Consider the following 21,808-nt stretch of genomic DNA (forward strand, 5'->3'; position numbering starts at 1 on the left):
TAGGATGCGCTTCGGGATGGCGCCGATCGCGCGCGACGGGTTCGTGGCGGTGAAGGCGCGACTGCCGCTTGCAATGCCGGAGGAGGCGGTCGGGACCCACCGGATCGACCAGAACGACGGGCGCAAGCTGCGCGGCGGCCAACCGGTCAAGCGCCAGGCGATCGAACGGCGACGCGAACGCTGTCGACAGGCTGTCGGGGCGTGACGCGGCCCGCGCTCAATATCGCGCTGATCGGCAGCGGCTTCATGGGCCGCGCGCATGCCCTCGCCTTTGCGGCGGCCGACCGCACCTTCGACTTGCCGCGCGCGCCGCACGTCGCGCTCCTTGCCGACCGTGACCTGCCGAAAGCGACCGCCGCCGCGGCATCGCTCGGAATAGCGCGGGCGAGTGGCGACTGGCGCGAGGCTATCGACGATGCGGGCATCGACCTCGTCGCCATCGCGACCCCGAACAGGCTCCACGCCCCGATCGCCATCGCTGCTCTCGAAGCGGGCAAGGCGGTCTATTGCGAAAAGCCGCTGGCGACGACGATCGCCGAGTCCGAGGCGATGACTGCGGCCGCCGCGGCATCGGGGCTGCCCACCGCGGTCGGCTTCACCTATCTCTACAATCCGATGATCGTCCTTGCGCGCGAGTTGATCGCGGGCGGAGAGATTGGGGAGGTAACCGCCTTTCGCGGCATTCACGCGGAGGATTTCATGGCTTCGGCCGACGCGTCGTTCAATTGGCGATGCGAGCCCGATCAGGCGGGCGGCGCGCTCGCCGACATCGGCAGCCATATCATTGCGATGGCGCGCCATCTGGTGGGCGATATCGCCGTCGTGTCGGGCCGTCTCCATACCGCCTATCCGACGCGCCGCGATGCGCAGGGCACCGACCGCACGGTGACGGTCGACGATCAGATGGATGCCGTGATCGAATTCGCCAGCGGTGCGACGGGGACGCTCGCGGCGAGCTGGATCGCGAGCGGGCACAAGATGGGGCTGGCATTCGAGGTCAGCGGGACACGCGGATCGATCGCCTTCACGCAGGAGCGGTTCAACGAACTCAGGCTCTATCGCTCCGGACCGGGGCGCACCAATGGCTTCACGACGATCTGCGCGGGGCCGGAGCATGGCGACTATGGCGCCTTCTGTCCGGCGCCGGGGCATCAGATCGGCTACAACGACCTGAAGACGATCGAGGTCAAGGCCGTCGTGGAGGCGGCCGCAGGCTTGCCGTCGGCCGCGAAGAGCTTCGCCGACGCGCTGGCGGTCGAGCGGGTCGCCGACGCAATCCGCCGGTCGCATCGCGAAGGATGCTGGATCGGACTTCAGACGGCGTAGGCTGGCGCCAGCGCCGCCAGCATTTCCTCATGAATTGTGGGCGTCGATGCCAGCACGGTTCCGTTCATCAGGTCGAGCGCGTTGCCGCGCGTGTCGGTCACGACGCCGCCCGCCTCGCGGACGATCACGACCCCGGCCGCCATGTCCCAGGCGCTGACGCTCTGCTCCCAATAGGCGTCGTGGCGGCCGCAGGCGACCCAGGCCATGTCGATCGCTCCCGCCCCAAGGCGGCGGATGCCCGTGACGCGCGGGGTCAGCCGCTCCATCTCGGCATAGAATTGTTCGTGGTTCGGCTTGGTCGCAAAGGGAATGCCGACGCCCAGCACCGATTCCTCGATCGTCGTGCGCGTCGAGATATGGATGCGACGTTCGCCGAGCCATGCGCCGCCGCCGGTTTCCGCGCAGAACAGCTCGTCCATCGCGGGGACATAGGTGACCCCTGCGACGACCTCCCCCTGCTTCGCCAGCGCGATGTTGACCGCGAAGAGTGGGGATCCTGTCAGGAAGTTGGTCGTACCGTCGAGCGGATCGACCACCCACACATGGTCGGTGTCGCTGCCGGGCGTCAGCCCGCTTTCCTCACCGAGGAAGCCATAGTCGGGGGCATGGGCCATCAGCCGCTCACGGACGGTCGCCTCGGCCTTCAGGTCGGCCTCGGTGAACATGTCGGCGGCGCCGGCCTTGCTATGGATCGTGAGCGTGGCGATGCGCTCGCGATCGGCGATCAAACCTTCGCCGGCGGCGTGGGCGGCGGCGATCATGGCGGAAATAAGGGGTGACATTGGCATGGAATGAATATACGTTCTGTTTTCTGGAAAAGATAGAAAAATTATTCTGAAATGATGTTGCGGGCTGCTTTTGCGGCCGTTGTCGGACGATCGGGTATTGGCTCGATTGCGATCTCGAAGAGAAAAGGGAGGGGTGCGTGAAAACGAGTCTATTTGCAATCGCCGCCGGGCTGGCGGCTGTTCCGGCAGGCGTCATGGCACAGCAGGCTGCTTCGATTCCGGTCGTCGCCGCCTCCGCCGAAACGCAGGCGACCGACGGATCCGGTGCCGATGGCGCCGTGGTCGTCGCCGACCCCGCCGATGCATCGCGTTCGTTGATTCTCGCGGGCGCCGAATCCGCCGGAATCGATGTCTTCGATCTGGCCGGGAAACGTGTGGGGACGCACAAGGTCGGCAATATTCGCGCGCTCGATCTGCGCGCCGATGCCGCGCCGGGCGGGGGACCGTTGCTGGCCGCGCTCGATGGCAAGGATAATGCGCCCAAACTCTTTCGTGTGATGGCCGGTGGTGTCCCGGCGCCGCTCGCGCTGACCGGAATAGAGCCTGGGATGACGGTCGCGGGGCTCTGCTTCTCGCGCAGCCATCGCGACGATACCCTTTATCTGTTCCTCGTCGGTGACAAGGGAGAGATCGAGCAGTGGGGATTGTCGTCCGAAGCGTCGGGCGCCATGAACGGGCGGATTGCGCGGCGCTGGTCGCTCGGGTCGGAAATCGGCTATTGCGCCGCCGACGACCGCGGTTCGGTCTATTTCTCGCAGGAAGCCGTGGGGGTATGGCGCTTCGCCGCCGAACCCGAGGCCGAGATCGCACCCGAGATCGTCGATATCGTCCGCCTCGGCCACATCACCGAAGAAGCGAAGGGTGTCGGCATCGCCGCCGACGGCCGCCTGCTTGTTTCGGACGCGTCGGCCAATCGGCTGAACATTTACGATCCCCTCGATGGCTATGCCTATCTTGGCTCGGTGGCGCTCGCGGCGGGTACCGACCAGGTCGAGGATGGCGGCAGCGTCACGGTGGCAGGGCCGGTCGTGCTGGTCGCCGATGACGATAATTCGCCTGAGGAACCGAATTTCAAGATTGCGGGTTGGCAGGCGATCCTCGCCGCGGCGGGGCTTCCCGAACGGCCGGCGGTGCCGGCGCCCGAGACGATGCCGCTCGCGCGCCCGACAGTCGAAACAGTGCCGGTGGAGACCGGCGGCGACGCCGCAGACGATCCGGCGATCTGGATCAATCCCGCCGACCCCGCGCAAAGCGTCGTGATCGGGACGCAAAAGCAATCGGGACTCTATGTGTATGATCTGGAAGGGAAAGTCATTCAGTTCCTTCCCGACGGGCGCATGAACAATGTCGATTTGCGAAGCGGCTTCCGCCTCGGCGGCCGCGACGTGACGCTCGTGACGGCCAGCAATCGCACAACCAAAGGCATCTCGATCTATGTCCTCGATCCCGCGACGCGCAAGCTGACCGACGTTGCGGACGGGTTACAGGACACCGGTTTCAAGGATCCCTATGGCCTCTGCATGTATCGCAGCGCGAAGACGAAAAAGACCTATGTTTTCGTCAATCAGAGCGACGGCAAGATGCGCCAGTGGGAGTTGGTCGCGACGCCCGCCGGCAAGGTGCGGGCGAAACTCGTGCGCGACCTGCCTTTCGAAACGCAGGTCGAGGGCTGTGTCGCCGATGACGAGACCGGCATGCTTTATACCGGTGAAGAGGATGTCGGCATCTGGCGCGAGGGTGCCGAGCCGCGCGGTGGTCCCGCACGCACGACGCTGGCGAAAGTCGCCGACAACCCGGCGCTCAAGGACGATATGGAGGGGATCGGACTCTATGCCATGGCTGACGGCAAAGGCTATCTCGTCGTCTCGAGCCAGGGTAATGACAGCTATGCGGTGTTCCGCCGTGAAGGTGACAATGCCTATGTCGGCTCGTTCCGCATCGGCGCCGACATGGCGGCGGGGATCGACGGTGTATCCGAAACCGACGGCCTCGACGTCACCAGCATGGCGGCGGGACCGGCCTTTCCCCACGGCCTGATGGTCGCGCAGGATGGCCGAAATGTTTCGCCTCCCGAGAATCAGAATTTCAAGCTAGTACCGTGGGAGCGGGTGGCAAAGGCGCTCGGTCTCGAAATCGGCCAATAGCGGTACTTTGACAGAGATATGATCGCTGAGGCGGGGCAGCAATGCCCACATGGCGCTGCGGGCGCGCTCGGCCCGTGGATTATGCGCAGTCGCAGAATAGCCAACACAGCGCAGCGGCCGCCGCAGCTATTGGGGGGGAGAAAGCAGGGTACAGCGCGGCGGGCGACGGATACAGCTTGTCGCTGTGATCGCGATAAGGCGGCCAGCTTGCCTGACAATCGTTCGGCAGCGGCGATCTCCGCCTTGTCGATCGGCGGCAGGGCGGGGAATATGTCGATCAGCCGCGCCGGCGCCTGCGCATTGAGCCGAGGATAACGGGCGAGCGGATTGTGAGTCTCTTGCGTCCTGTGTGGCGCTCCCCGCAAGCGGGGAATGGATGACTGGCAGCCATCCTGAGGGTCAGGACCCGCTAACATCATACAGGTTCAGCCGGGGGCGGGCATTTGCCGTGAGCCACGTGCTGCTGGAACCGGGCTCGCGAGGTCATCGACAGCGAGCTTGGGAGGTGCTCAGCGCTGCTCCGCGACGCTTTCGGACTGCTTCTGCTCCGTTTTAACGCAGCGCGTCCGCGATCTCGCCCAGGCTGTGGAAGGCCGCGTCGTCCTGATCGGCCAGCCAACCCAGCAGCCGCTCAAGCGCGTCGATCCTGTAAGGCAGGCCCATGATATAGGGCGTGACGTTCAGCGGCAACATGCGGCTGGCGCCGAGCGTCGAGGCTTCGCCGTGCAGCAGCGTATAGGCGTCCATGATCTGCTCGACATAGGAATCGGCCGATTGCTGCTGGACGGTCACGATCTGCCGGTCGGAAAGCTCGTGGTTGACCGGCACGTTGACGATGGCGCCTGCGCCGGTCTCGAATCGATAGGGCAATTCGTCGTTCACCCAATCCGCCATATAGGTCAGCCCCGCCTCGGCGAGCAGGCGCGGCGTGTTGAACGATTGCGAACGCGCGATCGACATCCAGCCGCGCGGGCGCGTGCCCGCGGCCTGTTCCAACGCGTCGAGCGCGGCCGCGATCAGCGCGCGTTCCTCGTCCTCGGGCAGGCCCGATGCGATGGTGCCGTTCATGTCGGTCGAATGCGCGACGATCTCGTGCCCCGCGGACAGGATATCGGCGATAATCCGCGGATAGCGTTCGGCGATCGCGCTATTAATCGCGACCGATACCCGCGCATCCACCTTCGCGAACGCATCGAGCATCCGGTAGAAGCCGATCCGCGTGCCATATTCGCGCGCGGTATAGTGCCGGTAATCGGGATAAGGGGTGACCATATGCCCCGGCGCACGGAACGGCTTGTCCGCGGGCAGGATCGGAAACCATTCGAGATCGACGACGATCGCCACTGCGACGGTCTTGCCCGAAGGCCAGGCGATCGGTGGCCGTTCGAACAGGTTGGAATAGGGGTAATAATCGTGATCCATGCCCCGCTTGCGCAGGGGATAGTCGAGATAGGCCGGGTCGAGGCTCATGCCGCCACCTGCTGCATGTAATGATCGGCAATGTCGCCGCTTCGGGTGATCCAGGCGCGGCCGTCGGCGGCGATGTGCTTCAGCACCTCTTCGAACGGACCGATGCGATGCGGCTGGCCGATCAGATAGGCGTGCAGCGGGATGCACATCACCGTGCCGCCTTCGTCCGCCAGCCGTTGATATTGGCGGATCAGCGTGTCGGCATAGGCGCGCGGCGACATGTTGTAGACGAAGAAGCCGTAATGGTCGTTGACCTCCAGGCTGTAGGGCATCGAGATCAACCGGCCCGACTTCACATGAACCTCGCCCGGCTGGTCGTCGTGATAGAGGTCGCAGGTATAGGACAGGCCATAGTCGGCGATCAGGTCGAGCGTACGCGGCGTATGGGTCAGTGCGGGGGCGAGCCAGCCCTTGATCGTCTGGCCGGTCGCCTCGCGCACGGTGCGGATCGAATCCTCGATCAGCGCGCGCTCCTGCGCCTCGTCCATGCCATAGCTGTAGCGCGTGTTGTAGATGCCGTGGCTGAAGAACTCCCAGCCGCGCGCGGCGGCGTCGGCCACCACTTCGGGCAGATGCTGGCACATCGCCACCGACAGGCTGACCGATCCCGGGAAGCCGTGCCGCGACATCGCCTCTGCCAGCCGCCAGTGACCGACGCGGTTTCCGTAATCGCGGTGACCATAGCCGACCACGTCCGGATGCGGCTTGGGCCAGCTCTTGCGGTGGGGATTGGCGGGCGGATCGAGTTCGTAGAATTCGATATTGGGCGACACCCAGACCGCGACCTGCTTGCCCCCGGGCCATTCCAGCTTCGGACGGCCGCGATAGGGGCGGAAGTCATAGAGACCGGGGTCCTTCTCGCCCTCACGCATCGGCCTGGGCCTCCAGCCAGTCAATCACGGTCCGCACCGGTTCGACGTCCGCATATTTCAGCTGAAGGTCGGTCAAATTGGCGAAGTGATAGCTCTCGTGCTTGTCCGCGCAGGTCTCGACCGGCACGATCGTGCGATAGCCGCGGCTGAGGCTGTCCACCGCGGCGGCGCGGACGCATCCCGAGGTGGAGCCGCCGGTGATCACCACCGTGTCCACCTTGTGCCAGACCAGCAGGCTCTGAAGCGGGGTCTCGAAGAAGGGCGAAGGCATGCGCTTGGTGTAGATCGTGTCGCCCGGAGCGATCGCGCAGCGCTCGTCAAAGGCGTGGCGGTCGCTGTCGTACTTGATGTTCTGCAGGCTGTCCGGCGTATCGGTCCGCGTGCCCCATACGCCCGCGTCGCTGGCATCCTCGGCATAGGCGACACGGGTCCAGATCACCGGCATGCCCCTGGCGCGGGCGAGGGCCGAGATGGTGTTGACATGCTCGATCTGGCGCGGGTCGGTTTCGTAGGCGGTCCTGTACCGGTCGATCCGCGTATAGGCGTTCTGGAGATCGACATTGACGATGGCGAGCTTGCTGCCGAAGCCGAACTTGGCGCGGGCCGGATTGGCCATCACCTCCTCGAAGATCTGACGCGCGGTCCTGCCGTCGCTGACCATCCGGGTTCCGACGATTTCGCTTATCATACGATCTCCATGGCATGGGCGGGCCTGAAGCCCAGCGGCAGTTTCGCATCGGGCAGGAAGCCGTACATCTCCTCGTCCGGCAGTGCCGCGGTGACGATCTCACGAACCGCCAGCAGCCGGTCGATATCGATGCCGGTGCGCAGGCCCATCGCCTCGAGCATGAACACCAGATCCTCGGTCACGATATTGCCGCTGGCACCGGGGGCGAACGGGCATCCGCCAAGCCCGCCCAGCGACGCATCGAGCGTGGTCAGCCCGCATTCGAGCGCGGCAAGCGCGTTGGCGAGGCCAAGGCCGCGCGTGTTGTGCAGATGGATACCGGTCAGCGCACCGTCGCCGACCACGCCGCGCACCAGTCCGATCAGATGCTTCACCGCGCGCGGATCGGCATAGCCCGTCGTGTCCGACAGCCCGACCTCGTCGCAGCCCGCATCCATCAGCGCGGCGGCGAGCCGGGCGATCTGGGCGTCGGGGATCGCGCCCTCCAGCGTGCAGCCGAACGCGGTCGACAGGCTGCCCTCGAAATGCGGCCGATCAGCCGCGGGCAGTGCACGGATCAGAGTGGCGATGGCGATCGCCTCGTCGATCACCTGTTCGTGCGAGCGGCGCAGGTTGGCAAGGCTGTGCGTTTCGGAGACGGAAAGCGGCAGGGTGATCTTGTGCGCGCCGGCGCGAATCGCCGCCTCCGCGCCCTTGGCGTTGGGCACCAGTACCGCGACGCTGAGGCCCGGGATGGTGCGGGCATGGTCGACCAGCTCGGCTGTGTCGGCGAGCTGCGGGAGCAGCTTGGCGGGGACGAAGCTGCCCACCTCGATCTCGCGGACGCCGGCGGCGGCCTCGGCGTCGATCCACGCTTTCTTGGCCTCCAGCGACATGATGGTGGCGATGCTCTGAAGCCCGTCGCGCGGACCGACCTCGCTTACCAATATGTCGATATCGCCCATCGGATCGGCCACGGCTGACGCCCTATATTTGTACTACTCTTATAACAAATAGCCGAAGCGCATGGAATGGCAAGGGTGTCCGTTCAATTTTTTGCGCGCTGCTCAGATTTCGGCGTGGAGCGTGTGCGACTGGAGGTCGAAGCGCATCTGATACCGGTCAGCGCGATAATAGGCCTGGGTCAGCAGCATCGGCTCGCCCCCCTTGTCGCGAAACGCGCGGGTGATTCGCAGCAACGGCGCCATCGAGTCGATCTTGAGCGCGGCCGCCATCGCCGGATCCGCCGAAACCGCCGCGATCGTCTGCGCCGCACCGCCAAATTCTCGGCCCGATTGCTGGACGAGGTTGAGGATCGGGGTCCGCCTCAGGCTCTTTTCGGTGATCATGAAGCTGAGCGGCTCCGGCACATGGGCAATCGTCACCCCCAGCGGCTCGCCGTCGAGCCAGCGCAGGCGCACCGCGCGCATGACACGCGTTCCCGGCGGGACCCCCAGCAGCGACGCGACCGGATCCTGCACCTCCTCGCGCGTCAGTTCGAGCACAGTCACCTTGGTCTTGCGGCCGAAGGTCACCAGCGAATCGACGGCTTTGCCGATATCGGCCTCGATGGGCCGCACCGGCAGGTCATAAATGACGCGGGTACCGACGCGGCGCTTGCGCTCGACGAAATGCTGCAGCGCCAACTCGTCCAGCGCGCGGCGCGCGGTGATCCGCGATACCCCGAAGGTGTCCGATAACTCCTGTTCCGTCGGCACGAGCGAGCCGTGCGGGCGGCTGCCTGAAACTATTTCGTCGCGCAACTGCACGAAAATCTGATGATACAGCGGAACGGCGGTCTTGCGATCGACGCTGGATAGTTCCTGCTTGCCGCTAATCATCCAATCCCTCTCCGCGCGACTGAAGGCGCATATATGGCCGGGTGCCCGTCGGGCATCGCGGCTATTCCTATAACTTGGCAGTTCGGCGCGTGGAAAGCCGTTTACCGGGCCGAATGTGAAATTTGCTATAAAGTTATAAGTCTATAACAAATAACTTGCCGCCCCGTCATCCCGGCGTATATCCCATCCGGCACGAGGGGAGACGAAGATGGCGACGGGCGGCACGACAGGCGATCTTCACGCAGCGGCGCCCGGCACCGCCGGTTGGACCCCGATTCAGGTCACCGTGGTCGCAATCTGCGCGGTGATCAACATGCTCGATGGCATGGACGTGCTCATAATCTCCTACATCGCTCCGGCAATGGCCAAGGACTGGGGGGTCAGTTTCGAGGTGCTGGGGGTGATCTTCAGCGCGGGACTGGTCGGCATGATGCTCGGTTCGATCGTAATCGCGCCGCTGGCCGACGGAATCGGGAGGCGCCCGGTCGTGCTCGGCGCGCTGATGGTGATCACGGTCGGCGCGTTCGGTACCGGTCTGGCCCAGACGATTCCCGCCTTTGTGGGGTTCCGCTTTCTGACCGGCCTCGGCATCGGCACCTTGCTCGCCAGCGTCGCCGCTTTGGCGAGCGAATATGCGCCGCCGGGCAAGCGCAGCATCGCGATCGGCTGGTTCCAGGCAGGCTATCCGATCGGCGCGGTGCTGACCGGCCTGGTATCGATCTGGTCGATCCCGCAATTTGGCTGGCAAGCGACGTTGCTGGGCACCGCGGTGGTCAGCGCGGTGGTGCTGCCGTTCGCCTTCATGCTCCTGCCCGAGTCGCTGGATTTCCTCCAGAACCGCCAGCCCGCTGGCGCGCTGGCGAAGATCAATGCACTGCGCCTCCGCCTCGAACTGCCGCAGCTCGACAGCCTGCCGCCGCCGCGCAGCCGCGGTGCCGTTCCCAAGCTGGGGCACCTGTTCGCAGGCGGACTGTGGAAATCGACGCTCATTCTGTGGCTGTCGATCTTCCTTGGTTATCTGGTGCTCTATTTCGTGACGAGTTGGATCCCGCGCCTGGCGTCGGAAGCGGGATTGAGTGCCGCCAATTCGCTCTGGGCCGGCTCGGTCTTCAATGTCGGCGGGATTATCGGCACGACCAGCATCGGCTGGCTGGCGACCAAACGCGACATCGGCTGGCTGATCCGCGGCTATATGCTGGTCGGCGCGGTGCTGCTGGTGGTGTTCAGCCAGCCGATGCCGCTGGTGGCGGTGCTTGGGGTCGCGGTCGGCATGGGGCTCGCGGTGCAGGGCGGCTTCAGCGGCTTCTATTCGCTGGCGGCGCAGATCTACCCGACCGAAGTCCGCAGTTCGGGCATCGGCTGGGCGATCGGCATCGGTCGCGGCGGATCGGTGATCGGGCCGCTGCTCGGCGGTTTCCTGCTCGGACAGCACTTGCCGCTGTGGATCGTCTTCCTGTGCTTCGCCATCCCGCTCGCACTGTCGGGCATTCTTGCCGCGCTTGTCCGTGGGCGGGCCGATTTGGCCTGATTTCGCGCTCCGCGGCGCACGAACCTTGCGAGCCAAGTCACCGAAATGACGCTTTCAACCACTCAATCATCATAAATCTATAACAAATCACTTGCCGATCCGGCCAACTCATGATTTGATATGAATGCATAACAAATGAGGTCACGCAGCTCCCGCGAGTCGCGGCCTGACCTCGAAGCATAAAAGACGCTCCGCGCGCAGAGTCGGGGAGCAATTGGCCGATTGGGCCACAGGGATAATGAGGGGGGTCATCATGACGCATCTGTCCAAGCCTACAGCACGCGCAATCCTGCTTGCTGCACTTCTGGGTTCCGTCGCGATGGCCGGGCCCGCCTGGGCTCAGGAGGCATCGGACAGTCAGGCGACCGAAGCCACGACCGCCGACGAATCGCGGAATGCCGGTAGCGGAGAGATCGTCGTCACCGCCGAGCGCTATGGCGGCACGGTGCGGACCACTCCCATCTCGGTGACGGCACTGGGCGAGGGCGCGCTGGAAGAGCGGCAGGTTCGCGACGTTCGCGATATCGCCAACCAGGTCCCCGGCATCACGCTGTCGCAGGCGACGGCGGGTTCGTCCCAGATGAAGATCGTCGTGCGCGGCGCCGGTACGGAGACGGGCGGTATCCGCGCGAACGGCACCGTCGGCGTCTATATCGACAACGTCATCCAGCCCCGGCCCAACGGCGCCTTTTTCGATTTCTTCGATGTCGAGCGGGTCGAGTTCCTGCGCGGTCCGCAAGGAACGCTCTATGGGCGCAACACCTCGGGCGGCGCGATCAAGCTGGTGACCAAGCGGCCTTCCTATGACTGGACCGGCGCGGGACAGCTGGGGATCGGCAACTATGAGGCGTTCGAAGCCAAGGGCTATCTCAGCGGGCCGATTATTGACGATGTGCTGTCGTTCGCGGTGAGCGGCATCTACCGCAAGCGTGACGGCTTCGTCTACGGCATCGAGCATGGCGAGCGGATCGGCGATCTCGACCGTTCCGCTCAGCGCATCAAGCTCCTGTTCGAGCCGACCCCCGACCTGACGTTCGAGCTTTCGGGCTATGCGATGCAGGACCGTTCGGACTCCAACATCCCCATTCCGCTGATCGCGCCGCTCGGCGTGACCGATCCTTATGCGGTTCCGGACCGCGACCTGTCGGTCAACGAAGTGTACGCCAACCTCTATCAGCGGATCTATCAGCGCGGCTTCAGCCTCAACGCGACCTATGCGATCACGGACAATCTCGAGATCGGCTCGATCACCGGCTATGGCCGGCTGAACCAGGAGAGCCTCGGCAATGACAGCTTTCTGTCGCCGGCGCGTATCGCCGCCAATGGCGGGCGACTGGTCGTCGCCAACCCCAACCGCGTGCAGTTCGACAGCGAATGGTGGACCCAGGAAGTCAACCTCATCTACACGAGCGACAGGTTGAAGGCTGTCGCCGGCGTCTATTATTTCACCGAAAAAGGCACCCAGCAGGGCGCAGCGGGAACCGCGCAGACCGACGATGCCTCCAACAAGGTGGAAGCGCCCGCAGTCTTCGCCCAGGCGACCTACACGATCGGCGGCGGGGTCAGCGTGCTGGGCGGCCTGCGCTACACCCGCGAGACGACGGACTATTATGCGCTGACGATCGGGTCGGCGGCCGGCTCGCAGGTGGGCCACTCCACCTTCTCCTCGCTTACGCCCAAGCTGGGCCTGAACTGGGAGGTCAACGAGAATCTGTTCACCTATATCTCATGGACGAAGGGTACGCGCAGCGGCGGCTTCAACTCGCGCGATCCGATCACCGCGCAGCTCGTGCCGACTCCGTTCGGTGCGGAGTTCGTCGACAGCTATGAGCTGGGCGCCAAGATGAACTTCCCGAGCATCGGGTTCAGGCTCAACGCGACAGGATATGTGGCGGATTACAGCGATCTGCAGTTGAGCACGATCATTCCCGGCGCCGCGTTCATCGTGACGCTCAACGCCGGCGCGGCGCGCGTCTGGGGTCTCGAACTGGAACCGAACTGGAAGGTGACCGACGATCTCGAACTCTATGGCAACATGGCGTTCAACGACGGAAAATATACCAAGAGCTTCTCCTGCGCGAACCAGTTCGGCGTCTGGGTCGATTGTACCGCCAACGAGATCAAGGGGCTGCCCAAGGCGAAGATCGGCCTTGGCTTCCGCTACTCGCCGACGCTGGCCGATGGCTGGGGCTCGCTGACGATCGGCGGCAACTGGGACCACACGTCCAAGGTGTACAATACTATTTCCAACCAGACCGACCTGGTTCAGACCGCACCGCTGGATCTGTTCAACGGCTCGATCGGATGGCGCAGCGACGATCGCACCTGGAGTTTTTCGATTGAGGGGCGCAACCTCGCCAATAAGCGCTATCTGGTGGCGGGGTTGCTGAGCGCCAATGCGACGCGGCCTGCGGTGACCGGCTATCCCGGAGAGCCGCGCCAGGTCTTGTTCCGCGTCGGGTTCTCCTTCTGATGCGGGCGGCGGGCCGAGCGGGAGCGACCCGCGGCGCGGGCGCGGCATCGCGTGGTGTCGCGCTGCGGACGATCCTGTCGGCCTGTTGTGCCGCTATGGCCTTGTTGCCCGCTGCGGCCCAGACGGAGGGGCCGCCTTCCACCGATCAGGCGCCGCCCTTCGCGGTGCCTGACGACGGCTATGCGGTCGAGGGCCGCCCGGGGCCGCCCGGCTCCGGGTTCGTCCTCCATTACGACACGACCAAGGTGGCGTGGCAGCCCTTTGTCGCACCGGGCATTCCCGAGGGGCTGCAGCGCCGTCCGTTGAGCGAGTCGCCCAGCATGGGCGCCGTGGCGCAGATCACCTATGTGCCCGCGGGCTGGAGCCAGCCGATCGGATATGACGAGGTCGACAACGAAATCCTGGTGCTCGACGGCGATCTGTCCATCGGCGACGAAAAGCTGGGCAAATATTCCTACAGCTACGTCCCCGCGGGCGTGGTGCGCGGGCCGGTGCGGTCACGGCAGGGCGCGGTGCTGCTGCAATGGTTCAAGGGGGCGCCCAAATTCGTCGCCGCGACCAGGAGCAAGAAGGGCGCCCGCGAAAATGCCCGTGTTCGCGACTGGAATCATTTCTCGGCCGCCTGGTATATCGACAAGCCCTTTCCGGATTATCGCACCGGCGGAAACTTTCCCGGCGCGCTCCACAAGCTGCTGCGTCAGGATCCCGATTCGGGCGAGATGACATGGATGACCTTCGGCGCGAGCATCCCGGCGGCGCCCAGCGGAAAGCCGGGAAATTTCGGCGGGGGCTACGAAGTGCATCCCAGCTTCGAGGAATATTATTTCCTCGAAAAGACTCACGACACTGTCATCGGCGAGTGCCTCGAACAGGGCGAAACACCGGTCACCTATGGCAACGGCACCTATTGGTGGCGCCCCGGCGGCGTCGCGCATGGCGGTTCGCATGGCACGTCGCCCGGCACGCCCGGCTACACGATATCGTTGGTGCGGACGGGGACGTCGCTCTGGGCCACCTATGTCACCGACTGCACCTATGAAACCGGGCTCGAATACACCCGAAAAGGCTGGAAAAAATACGATTACAATGTGCCGCGATACCGGCCGAAGCCGTAGCGCGGCGCCCATGACGCCTACCGTCTGACGACATCGAAACCAGGGGAGCTAACAATGCCGACAAGCAAAAGACTGCGAACGGGCCTGTCACTGTGCGGCGCGTTGCTGCTCGGGACCGGAGCACTGGCTCAGGACATCCGCATCCCCCAGTCGCGCGATCGATCGAGCGAATTTGTCGGCTTCGTGGCGCCGCGCAACCTGCACCTGCGCCCGCTGATTTTCGCGGGCCTGCCGCCGGTCGAATTCAAGCAGCTGAGCTTCGATGAAAAGACCGGCGCGCGGACGCTGCTCGTCACGTTGCCGGCCGGCTGGAAACAGCCCTCCGGCTATCATGGTGCCGATCTGGAGATGTTCGTGGTCGAAGGCGGGATCAGCATCGGCGACAAGCCGATGGGCCGCTATGCCTATGCCTATTACCCGGCCGGCACCGCGCACAGCTTCGGCACCAAGGAAGGCGCGACCGTCCTGTTCTTCTGGAACGGAGCGCCGGATTACATCGCGAGCGCGACGTCGCGCCCCGGGGCCAAGCCGGGTGCGATCGACGGGCTTGCCTATCACGACGTGCCCACCGCCACGCCGAACGTCCTGCCCAAGTTCCGCGACGAACCGATCATGAAGAATTCGCCGGTGCATGTGAAACTGCTCCGGTCCGATCCGGCTACCGGCGAGGTGACCTGGATCGCAACCTCGCCCGGCGGTTATCCGGTCATGAGCGGCGAAGGTGACCTGCCGCTTTGGGCGACCAGCAAGAGTTGGGAAGAGGGCTATATGCTCGCCGGCGACATGACGATCGCCGAATGCCTGCCCGAGGGGCAGGTGGCCGGGACCTATGCTCCGAACGGCTATTTCTTCCGCCCCGCCGGCATCGCGCATGGCGGCTTGAGCCAGTTTTCCGACAGCTATTCCGTGTGGCTCTACCGCAGGGGGCCCGGCTCATGGAAAACCTATGGCAATTCGTGCGCCGAGCCTTCGGCCCAGGCGAAGTGAGGGGGAGGATACCATGTCGCGCAAAACGCATCTGACCCTGGCTTTGTCGGCCGGTCTCGCCGCCGTGGCGGTCCCCGCGCTCGCCCAGTCCTATGGTCCGCCCACAGTCAGCCAGGCGCCGCCCTTTCCGGTGCCCGACAAGGGCTATGAGGTCGAAGGGCGTCCGGGGCTGATGCACAACATCCCCAACATCGAATTCGTGGATTGGAAACCCTTCGACGCGCCGGGCTTCTCCCCGGGCCTGTATCGCCGCCTGCTGAGCGAGTCGCCCAGCATGGATGCAGTGGCGCAGATTACCTACGTTCCCGCAGGCTGGAGCCTTCCCCCCGGCTATGACGAGGTCGATAACGAGATCGTCGTCCTCGATGGCGACCTGAGCATTGGCGACGAGAAGCTGACCAAATATTCCTACAGCTATATCCCGGCCGGTATGTTTCGCGGCCAGGTCAAGTCGCGTCAGGGCGCGGTGCTGCTGCAATGGTTCAAGGGACCGCCGAAGTTTGTCGCCGCGGCCAAGGGCAAGGCCGGCGCGCGCACCCACGCGCGTGTCCGCGACTGGAACCGTTACAAGGAGCCCTGGTATATCGACGAGCCGTTCCCGGCCTATCGCACCGGCGGCAACTTCCCCGGCTATCTGCACAATCTGATGCGCAAGGATCCGGACACCGGCGAAATGACCTGGATGACCTTCGTGTCCAGCATTCCCGCCCCGCCGAGTTCGAAGCCCGGCAATTTCGGCGGCGGCGCCGAGGTGCACCCCAGTTTCGAGGAATATTACATCCCCGAGGGCACCCGCGTCGCCACCAGTGACGAACGCGGTCCCACCCGCGCCGTCTATGGCGGGGAATGCGTCGAGCAGGGCATTTCCACCTACAAACGCGGGACGCGTGGCTATTTCTGGCGCGCCGCCGGCGTGGCGCACGGCACCGTCGCCCAGGCGCCTCCGGGCGAACGGGACGGTGACGGGAACCTCAAAAAGGGCAATGGCGAACCCAGTTGGGGCTGGACGCTGGTGCGTACCGGCACGCGGCTCTGGGCGACCTATGTCACCGATTGCAGCTACAAGACCGGCATCGAATATATCAACGGCGAGTGGCGCCAATATGATTATGACGTGCCGCGATACGAGCCGCACGACTAGGCTCGCAAGGGCCGTCATCGCCTGCCGCGAAACTTCGGGTCGCTTCGGCGGCCCGTCTTCTTTTAGAGATAGGCCCAGGGACGCCGGTTGCGGTCGGCTTCCCGAAAGCGCGCGATCTCGGCGGCGCGGGTTAGGGTCATGTCGATCGCGTCGAGTCCGCCGATCAGCATCGCCTTGGCCTCCGCGTCGATCGCGAAGGCGATGTCCCGCCCCGATGCGCTCGTCAGCGTCAGCCGCGGCAGGTCGATCGTGATCGGCCCGTCGGCGTCGATCAGCATCGCGTCGATCTCCACCGGGACGATGCCGTTGCGTACGCAATTGCCGCGAAAGATCGGATTGAATGACGCCGCGACGATCGCCCGAAAGCCATATTCGGCGAGCGCCCAGACGGCATGTTCGCGGCTCGACCCGCAGCCGACATTGGCCCCGGCGAGCAGAATCTGCGCCCCGGCATAGCGTGGATCGTTTAGTATGAACGACGGGTCGGGCTCGCGCGATCCGATCGCGGTGTAGCGCCATCCGGCGAACAGCCCGTCGGCGAGTCCGGTCTTTCCGATCGACTTCATCTCTCGCGAGGGGATGATCGCGTCGGTATCGATATTATCGCGGATCAGCGGCGCGGCGATCGCGGTGAGGATGGTGAACGGGGTCATGCGCCGATCCGGCGCGGATCGGCGATACGGCCTGCAACGGCCGAAGCAGCGACGGTTTCGGGCGAGGCGAGATGGGTGCGCGTGCCGGGGCCCTGGCGGCTCTCGAAATTGCGGTTGGTCGAACTGATCACGCGCTCCTGCACCCCAAAGCTCTCGCCGCCCGCGAAGAAACACATCGAACAGCCCGACTCGCGCCATTCGAACCCCGCGTTGCGGAAGACGCGGTCGAGCCCCTCCGCCTCGGCCGCGGCCTTGACCATGGTCGATCCTGGCACGCAGATCGCTCTGACGCCATCGGCGACACGGCGGCCCTTCAGGATCGCTGCGGCGCGGCGCAGGTCGGACAGGCGACTGTTGGTGCAGGATCCGATAAACGCCGCATCGATCGCCAGCCCCTCGATCGCCTGGCCAGCCTTCAGCCCCATATAGGCGAGTGCGCGGTCATAAGCCTCGCGTGTGTCGCGCCCCGCGATCGCGTCGTGATCCGGCACCGGCCGACCCAGCGGCACCGCCTGTTGCGGGCTGGTGCCCCAGCTCACCATCGGAGCGACATCGGCGGCATCGACCGTCAGCTCTGCGTCGAACATCGCGCCCGCATCGGTGACAAGCCCGCGCCAATTCTCGACGGCGCGATCCCATTCCGCGCCCTCCGGGGCATAGGCGCGGCCCCTCAGATAGTCGAACGTCACCTCGTCGGGGGCGATAAAGGCACTGAATGCCGAGAATTCGGTTGCCATGTTGCACAAGGTCAGCCGCGCCTCGATATCGAGCGCGCGGACGGCTTCACCGGCATATTCGACGACATGACCCTTCGCGCCGGAGGAGCCGAACCGGTCGAGCAGGTGCAACGCCAGGTCCTTGGCAGTGACTCCCGCGCCCAGCCGGCCGGTGACGGTGACCCGCATCGTCTTCGGCTTGCCGACGCGCAGCGTGTTGGTCGCCAGCGCATGCTCTGCTTCGGTCGAACCGATCCCCCAGGCGAGCGCGCCGAGCGCGCCCTGGCTGCAGGTGTGGCTGTCGGGACACACCAGGGTGAGCCCGGGCAGGACGATCGCCAGTTCGGGCGAGATGACATGGACGATCCCCTGGCGGGGGTCGTCCAGATCGAACAGCGTCAGCCCCGCGGCGTGGGCGGCGGCGCGGGTTGCCGCGATGAACCGGGTGCCCGTGGGCATCATGGTGGTATCGGTGCGCCCCGGCCGCGTATCGACGACATGATCCATCGTCGCGAAGACCTGCGTCGGTGCCGCCACGGTACGCCCCGCCTCGGCCAGGCTGTTCAGCGCGACGCCGCCGGTGCGTTCGTGCAGCAGAATGCGATCGATCAGCAGCAGCCCGGTCTCATCGCCGAGATCCGCCACCAGATGGTCAGCCCAGATCTTCTCGAAAGCGGTTCGCGGTGTCATCCGGCGACGGCGATGCGTGTCAGTTCGGCGATATCCTCTTCGCCAAATCCGATTTCGCGCAGAATGTCCGCGCCATTCTGATCGATCGCCGGGATGTCGTGGCGCAGTGCGGGGCGTTCGTCGTCGAACGCGATCGGCAGCGCGGGAAGGCGCGTCGCCTCGCCGCCCGGGATGGTGACGTCGACCAGCCCGTTGCTGGCGATCAGGTGCGGGTCGTCGAACAGATCTTCGGGCCGCACGATCGCGGCGAAAGGCAGGCCGATCGTTTCGAGCTTCGCGACCAGATCCGCCCGGGACATCGATTCGAACAGCGTGCGCACCCGGGGCAGCAGCGTGTCGCGCGCCATCACCCGCTGATTGTTCGTCGCATAGGCTGGCTCGGCAGCGAGTGCGTCGAATCCGAACGCGCGGCAAAAGGCCTGCCACTGGCTGTCGCTGACCACGCCGACGAAGAGCTGTTCGTCGGCATTGGCGGTTTCGAACACGTCGTAGATCGCCCAGGCCGAAATCCGCACCGGCATCGGCGCGGCCGCCCTACCGGTGACCGCCTTTTGCGCCATATGCTGGCCGACGAGGAACGCGGTGGTTTCGTAGAGCGAGCATTTAACCTCGCCCCCCTGGCCGGTGCGGTGGCGGCGCTCGAGCGCGGCGAGGACGCCGATCACCCCGAACATACCGCCGGTGATGTCGATTACCGACGATCCGGCGCGCAGCGGCCGGCCCGGTGGCCCCGTCATATAGGCGAGACCGCCCATCATCTGGGTGACCTCGTCCAGTGCGGTCCGATTCTCATAGGGACCGGGGAGAAAGCCCTTGGCCGAGCAATAGATCAGCCGTTCGTTGATCGCGCGCAGCGCTTCATAGCCCAGGCCGAGCCGGTCGAGCGTACCGGGGCGAAAATTCTCAATCACGATATCAGCCTTCTCCGCCAGACGGCGCGCGGCATCGACCCCCTTGGCGCTTTTCAGATCAAGACAGATGCTCCGCTTGTTGCGGTTGAACATCGGGAAATAGCCCGCGCCCGACCCCATCAGGCGTCGCGTCTGATCGCCGCCGATCGGCTCGACCTTGATCACGTTCGCACCCAGATCGGCGAGGATCACACCGACGGCTGGACCCATGACCATGTGTGAAAATTCAACGATCCTGATGCCGGCAAGCGGCAGCTCCTGTTCGTCCATATATCTTCGAATCCCGCCTCGTCCTCAAATGCAAACTCGCAATTTGATATAGATATATAACAAAAATGCCAAGAGGTTTTGCGCGGGTTGAACACGCATCTGAGCGCCATTGCGCCGTTGAAAACTGTAGATCCGAGATTCACCGGCATTCGGCGATCGGCTCTCCGCAAACGAAGGGCAACTGCTGAGCCCATCGACGGATCGACTGAATGACCGATTAGGAGGCGCCAAGCGTTTTGGGGGTTGCCATAGCGATAACGTCGAGCCTGACGCCCACGAGGGCAAGTCAGTGCGCTGGAATCCGTGTGCCTCCGTTTGCGCGGCTAAGACGAACTGGGAAAATATTTTTCACCATGCCGGTGCACGGCAAGCAACGCCGCGGGACGATAGCGGACGCCAGACCTCGATTCCAAAAGCGACACCATGGCGCCATACCCTTGCTCGACGCGGCAGCATGGTCATTCTGACCCTAGGGGAGAACACAGCTGTCAGCAATGGAGTGTGTTCTTCCCATGCCTGCCCCCGGGGAGAATCATCCGCCTCAAGACCGTCCTCGCCCGCACCGGACTGTCCCGCTCGACGCTCTACCGCAAGATCGCCGAGGGGACGTTTCCGGCGCAGTTGAAGATCAGCATCCATGGTACTGGCTGACACGAATCAGCCGTCGATCGCTGGATCGCCAATCCCACCAGCTACTGCGAAGATCATGCCGAGTGAGAGGCGGCCGGGCTAATGTCTGGCCTTCGCCTTTCGGAACATGCCCTTGATGACCTTCGCGCCATCGCGGAGAAGATCGAGATGGTCCGACCAATGCTGCATCATGCGAACGCGCTCGTCCCAATACTCGCCCCACGTGTAGGCACGGCGACCCTTGCTCTCCATCTTGTGGAGCATTACTAGAAGCTTCTGCGCGGTGATGGAGGCGACCGGGCGGTTGCCGATCGATTCGTTTGATGAAGTCCAGGAGCTAGCGCAGCTTCTTCATGGTGACGGCGGAACGGCCCTCAAGCTCGACCTTGATCAGCTATTCGTCGGCAACCGCATTGAAGCTGTTGGATGCGGCGACCGCTGCCGCGATGCGTTCAAGCTTGATCTGCTCGGCGGGATCGGAGCCGCGTGCCAGAAGCTTCCGGGCTGCATTCCGTTGCTCGCGGGCCTCGGCGAGGCTGATATCGGGATAGACGCCGAACGCCAGCGTCTTCTGCTTGCCGAGATAGCGATAGTTCATGCGCCAATAGCGTCCGCCATTGGGAGTGGCGTAGAGAAATAATCCGTCACCATCGGTGAGTTTATGGGCTTTGCGCGGCCCTTGGCGTTTTGATCGAAACAGCGGTAAGCGCCATGATGGCATCTCCGACATGGGGAGGACCGCGCTACCATCAGATATACCATCACCATGGTGGTATTCGGTGGAATGAAGCCACTCCATATGGGAATACCTATACCACGAAAAACCCTCAGAAATCAGCCGCTTGTGGTATTGTCTGGAATCCTCCGCGAGAGGATTTTGGTGACCCCTACGGGAATCGAACCCGTGTTTCAGCCGTGAGAGGGCCGCGTCCTGACCGCTAGACGAAGGGGCCATGGCATGGCCGGGCGGGTCTCTACCCTGCTTCCGCGGCGCAGGCAAGAGCCGGTCGCTTTTCCGCCCGCTGACGCAGACAGCCTTGCCGTTGCGGCGATCAGCGGCGCGGGGCGGGCGAGGTCGTCGCGGGGATTTCGATTTCCATTCCGGCCTTGACCCGGTGGAGTGCGATCAGGCTGCGGAAGCTCTTCACCGATTCGTTCTGCGCGAACAGCCGGCGTGTCGAGGCTTCGTAGGCGGCCATGTCGGGCACGACGATCACCAGCACAAGGCTGATCCCGCCGGTCACATAATAGCATTGCTGCACTTCGGGCGCGGCGCGGAACAGCGCCTTGGCCCTGTCGACGGTCGGCAGCTTCTCGTCGGTCAGATGCACTTCGACGATCGCGGTGATCGCCATGCGGACCGCGGCGGGGTCGACGATCGCCACGTTCCGATCGATGATGCCCGCATCCTCCATCGCGGCGATGCGGCGCTGCACTGCCGCCGCCGACAGGCCGACCGCTTCGGCGATCAATCGCTGCGGCTTCTTCGCGTCGCGCTGTACGATGCGCAGGATGGCACGATCGAAATTGTCGAGTTCGCTGCGTCTGGTGGAGCGGGCCGGCATCATGAAGCGAGTTTTTGTTGC

The 21,808-nt window shown here is 64.5% G+C and carries 20 protein-coding genes, 1 tRNA gene and 1 pseudogene; 9 read left to right on the top strand and 13 right to left on the bottom strand.

Translation table 11 applies throughout. The features are described from left to right. The first annotated feature begins 4 nt into the window (after positions 1–4). On the top strand, positions 5–205 hold the full coding sequence (locus AC2S9W_RS04950; protein WP_067106862.1) for a hypothetical protein: 201 nt from the start codon (positions 5–7) through the stop codon (positions 203–205). Then, positions 202–1,326: a Gfo/Idh/MocA family protein gene (locus tag AC2S9W_RS04955; RefSeq protein WP_199775041.1), complete on the top strand. Its 1,125-nt coding sequence runs from the start codon at positions 202–204 to the stop codon at positions 1,324–1,326. The genes AC2S9W_RS04950 and AC2S9W_RS04955 overlap by 4 nt, the downstream gene beginning before the upstream one ends. Here AC2S9W_RS04955 and AC2S9W_RS04960 read toward each other — a convergent pair. Continuing rightward, positions 1,314–2,114, bottom strand: a complete 801-nt coding sequence (locus AC2S9W_RS04960) for an inositol monophosphatase family protein (protein ID WP_104960241.1) — start codon at positions 2,112–2,114, stop codon at positions 1,314–1,316. The two genes, AC2S9W_RS04955 and AC2S9W_RS04960, sit on opposite strands and share 13 nt — an antisense overlap. A 194-nt stretch (positions 2,115–2,308) precedes the next feature. Between AC2S9W_RS04960 and AC2S9W_RS04965 the strand changes: the two genes are divergently transcribed. Further along, positions 2,309–4,258 carry a phytase gene (locus tag AC2S9W_RS04965; protein WP_104960242.1) on the top strand — a complete coding sequence of 650 codons (1,950 nt, stop codon included), beginning with the start codon at positions 2,309–2,311 and terminating at the stop codon, positions 4,256–4,258. Between the two features lie 552 nt (positions 4,259–4,810). On the opposite strand, the gene AC2S9W_RS04970 is transcribed toward AC2S9W_RS04965, so the two are convergent. The 5 genes from AC2S9W_RS04970 to AC2S9W_RS04990 all read right to left on the bottom strand — a co-directional run bounded on the left by AC2S9W_RS04970 (position 4,811) and on the right by AC2S9W_RS04990 (position 9,108). Next, entirely contained in the window at positions 4,811–5,728 is a 918-nt protein-coding gene (locus AC2S9W_RS04970) for a polysaccharide deacetylase family protein (RefSeq protein WP_104960243.1), read from the bottom strand. After that, positions 5,725–6,600 (bottom strand): polysaccharide deacetylase family protein, encoded by an 876-nt coding sequence (locus AC2S9W_RS04975; protein ID WP_104960244.1) that lies wholly within the window; start codon positions 6,598–6,600, stop codon positions 5,725–5,727. The genes AC2S9W_RS04970 and AC2S9W_RS04975 overlap by 4 nt, the downstream gene beginning before the upstream one ends. Then, positions 6,593–7,288, bottom strand: coding sequence for an isochorismatase family protein (locus tag AC2S9W_RS04980; protein WP_199775043.1), 696 nt, complete (start codon positions 7,286–7,288; stop codon positions 6,593–6,595). Before AC2S9W_RS04980 ends, AC2S9W_RS04975 begins: the two co-directional genes overlap by 8 nt. Further along, complete coding sequence (locus AC2S9W_RS04985; protein WP_324787693.1) at positions 7,285–8,244, bottom strand: hydroxymethylglutaryl-CoA lyase; 960 nt, start codon at positions 8,242–8,244, stop codon at positions 7,285–7,287. The genes AC2S9W_RS04980 and AC2S9W_RS04985 overlap by 4 nt, the downstream gene beginning before the upstream one ends. A 90-nt stretch (positions 8,245–8,334) precedes the next feature. Further along, the gene (locus AC2S9W_RS04990; RefSeq protein WP_104960245.1) at positions 8,335–9,108 is read right to left on the bottom strand and encodes a GntR family transcriptional regulator; all 774 of its coding nucleotides are present in this window, start codon (positions 9,106–9,108) and stop codon (positions 8,335–8,337) included. A 208-nt stretch (positions 9,109–9,316) separates the two neighbouring features. On the opposite strand from AC2S9W_RS04990, the gene AC2S9W_RS04995 reads away from it, so the two are divergent. The 5 genes from AC2S9W_RS04995 (at position 9,317) to AC2S9W_RS05015 (ending at position 16,352) form a co-directional block, all read left to right on the top strand. Continuing rightward, positions 9,317–10,636: an MFS transporter gene (locus AC2S9W_RS04995; protein WP_104960246.1), complete on the top strand. Its 1,320-nt coding sequence runs from the start codon at positions 9,317–9,319 to the stop codon at positions 10,634–10,636. A 253-nt stretch (positions 10,637–10,889) separates the two neighbouring features. Beyond that, positions 10,890–13,109: a TonB-dependent receptor gene (locus tag AC2S9W_RS05000; RefSeq protein ID WP_158682370.1), complete on the top strand. Its 2,220-nt coding sequence runs from the start codon at positions 10,890–10,892 to the stop codon at positions 13,107–13,109. Positions 13,110–13,213: 104 nt separating this feature from the next. Beyond that, positions 13,214–14,224 carry a DUF4437 domain-containing protein gene (locus AC2S9W_RS05005; RefSeq protein WP_158682371.1) on the top strand — a complete coding sequence of 337 codons (1,011 nt, stop codon included), beginning with the start codon at positions 13,214–13,216 and terminating at the stop codon, positions 14,222–14,224. Between the two features lie 54 nt (positions 14,225–14,278). After that, complete coding sequence (locus tag AC2S9W_RS05010; RefSeq protein ID WP_104960249.1) at positions 14,279–15,211, top strand: DUF4437 domain-containing protein; 933 nt, start codon at positions 14,279–14,281, stop codon at positions 15,209–15,211. A 13-nt stretch (positions 15,212–15,224) separates the two neighbouring features. Further along, complete coding sequence (locus tag AC2S9W_RS05015; protein ID WP_158682372.1) at positions 15,225–16,352, top strand: DUF4437 domain-containing protein; 1,128 nt, start codon at positions 15,225–15,227, stop codon at positions 16,350–16,352. A 62-nt stretch (positions 16,353–16,414) separates the two neighbouring features. Here the strand turns inward: AC2S9W_RS05015 and leuD are convergent, their stop codons facing one another. Genes leuD through AC2S9W_RS05030 form a run of 3 tightly spaced genes read right to left on the bottom strand, consistent with a single transcriptional unit; the run spans position 16,415 to position 19,592 of the window. Further along, positions 16,415–17,005: a 3-isopropylmalate dehydratase small subunit gene (gene leuD / locus AC2S9W_RS05020; RefSeq protein ID WP_104960251.1), complete on the bottom strand. Its 591-nt coding sequence runs from the start codon at positions 17,003–17,005 to the stop codon at positions 16,415–16,417. Beyond that, positions 17,002–18,411 carry a 3-isopropylmalate dehydratase large subunit gene (locus AC2S9W_RS05025; RefSeq protein WP_104960252.1) on the bottom strand — a complete coding sequence of 470 codons (1,410 nt, stop codon included), beginning with the start codon at positions 18,409–18,411 and terminating at the stop codon, positions 17,002–17,004. The genes leuD and AC2S9W_RS05025 overlap by 4 nt, the downstream gene beginning before the upstream one ends. Then, complete coding sequence (locus tag AC2S9W_RS05030) at positions 18,408–19,592, bottom strand: CaiB/BaiF CoA transferase family protein (RefSeq protein WP_104960253.1); 1,185 nt, start codon at positions 19,590–19,592, stop codon at positions 18,408–18,410. Before AC2S9W_RS05030 ends, AC2S9W_RS05025 begins: the two co-directional genes overlap by 4 nt. 516 nt (positions 19,593–20,108) lie before the next feature. Between AC2S9W_RS05030 and AC2S9W_RS05035 the strand changes: the two are divergent. Next, a pseudogene (locus AC2S9W_RS05035) lies at positions 20,109–20,240 on the top strand (helix-turn-helix transcriptional regulator); the annotation flags it as partial. Positions 20,241–20,321: 81 nt separating this feature from the next. Here AC2S9W_RS05035 and AC2S9W_RS05040 read toward each other — a convergent pair. From AC2S9W_RS05040 to AC2S9W_RS05055, 4 genes are all read right to left on the bottom strand, one after another. Next, entirely contained in the window at positions 20,322–20,474 is a 153-nt protein-coding gene (locus AC2S9W_RS05040; protein WP_286749046.1) for a hypothetical protein, read from the bottom strand. A 142-nt stretch (positions 20,475–20,616) separates the two neighbouring features. Further along, positions 20,617–21,021, bottom strand: coding sequence for an Arm DNA-binding domain-containing protein (locus tag AC2S9W_RS05045; protein WP_234002541.1), 405 nt, complete (start codon positions 21,019–21,021; stop codon positions 20,617–20,619). A gap of 79 nt (positions 21,022–21,100) precedes the next feature. Continuing rightward, positions 21,101–21,175: transfer RNA gene (locus AC2S9W_RS05050), tRNA-Glu, on the bottom strand. Positions 21,176–21,274: 99 nt separating this feature from the next. After that, positions 21,275–21,787, bottom strand: coding sequence for an Lrp/AsnC family transcriptional regulator (locus AC2S9W_RS05055; protein ID WP_076077459.1), 513 nt, complete (start codon positions 21,785–21,787; stop codon positions 21,275–21,277). Between the last annotated feature and the right edge of the window lie 21 nt (positions 21,788–21,808).

This window comes from Sphingopyxis sp. 550B, from assembly GCF_057401805.1.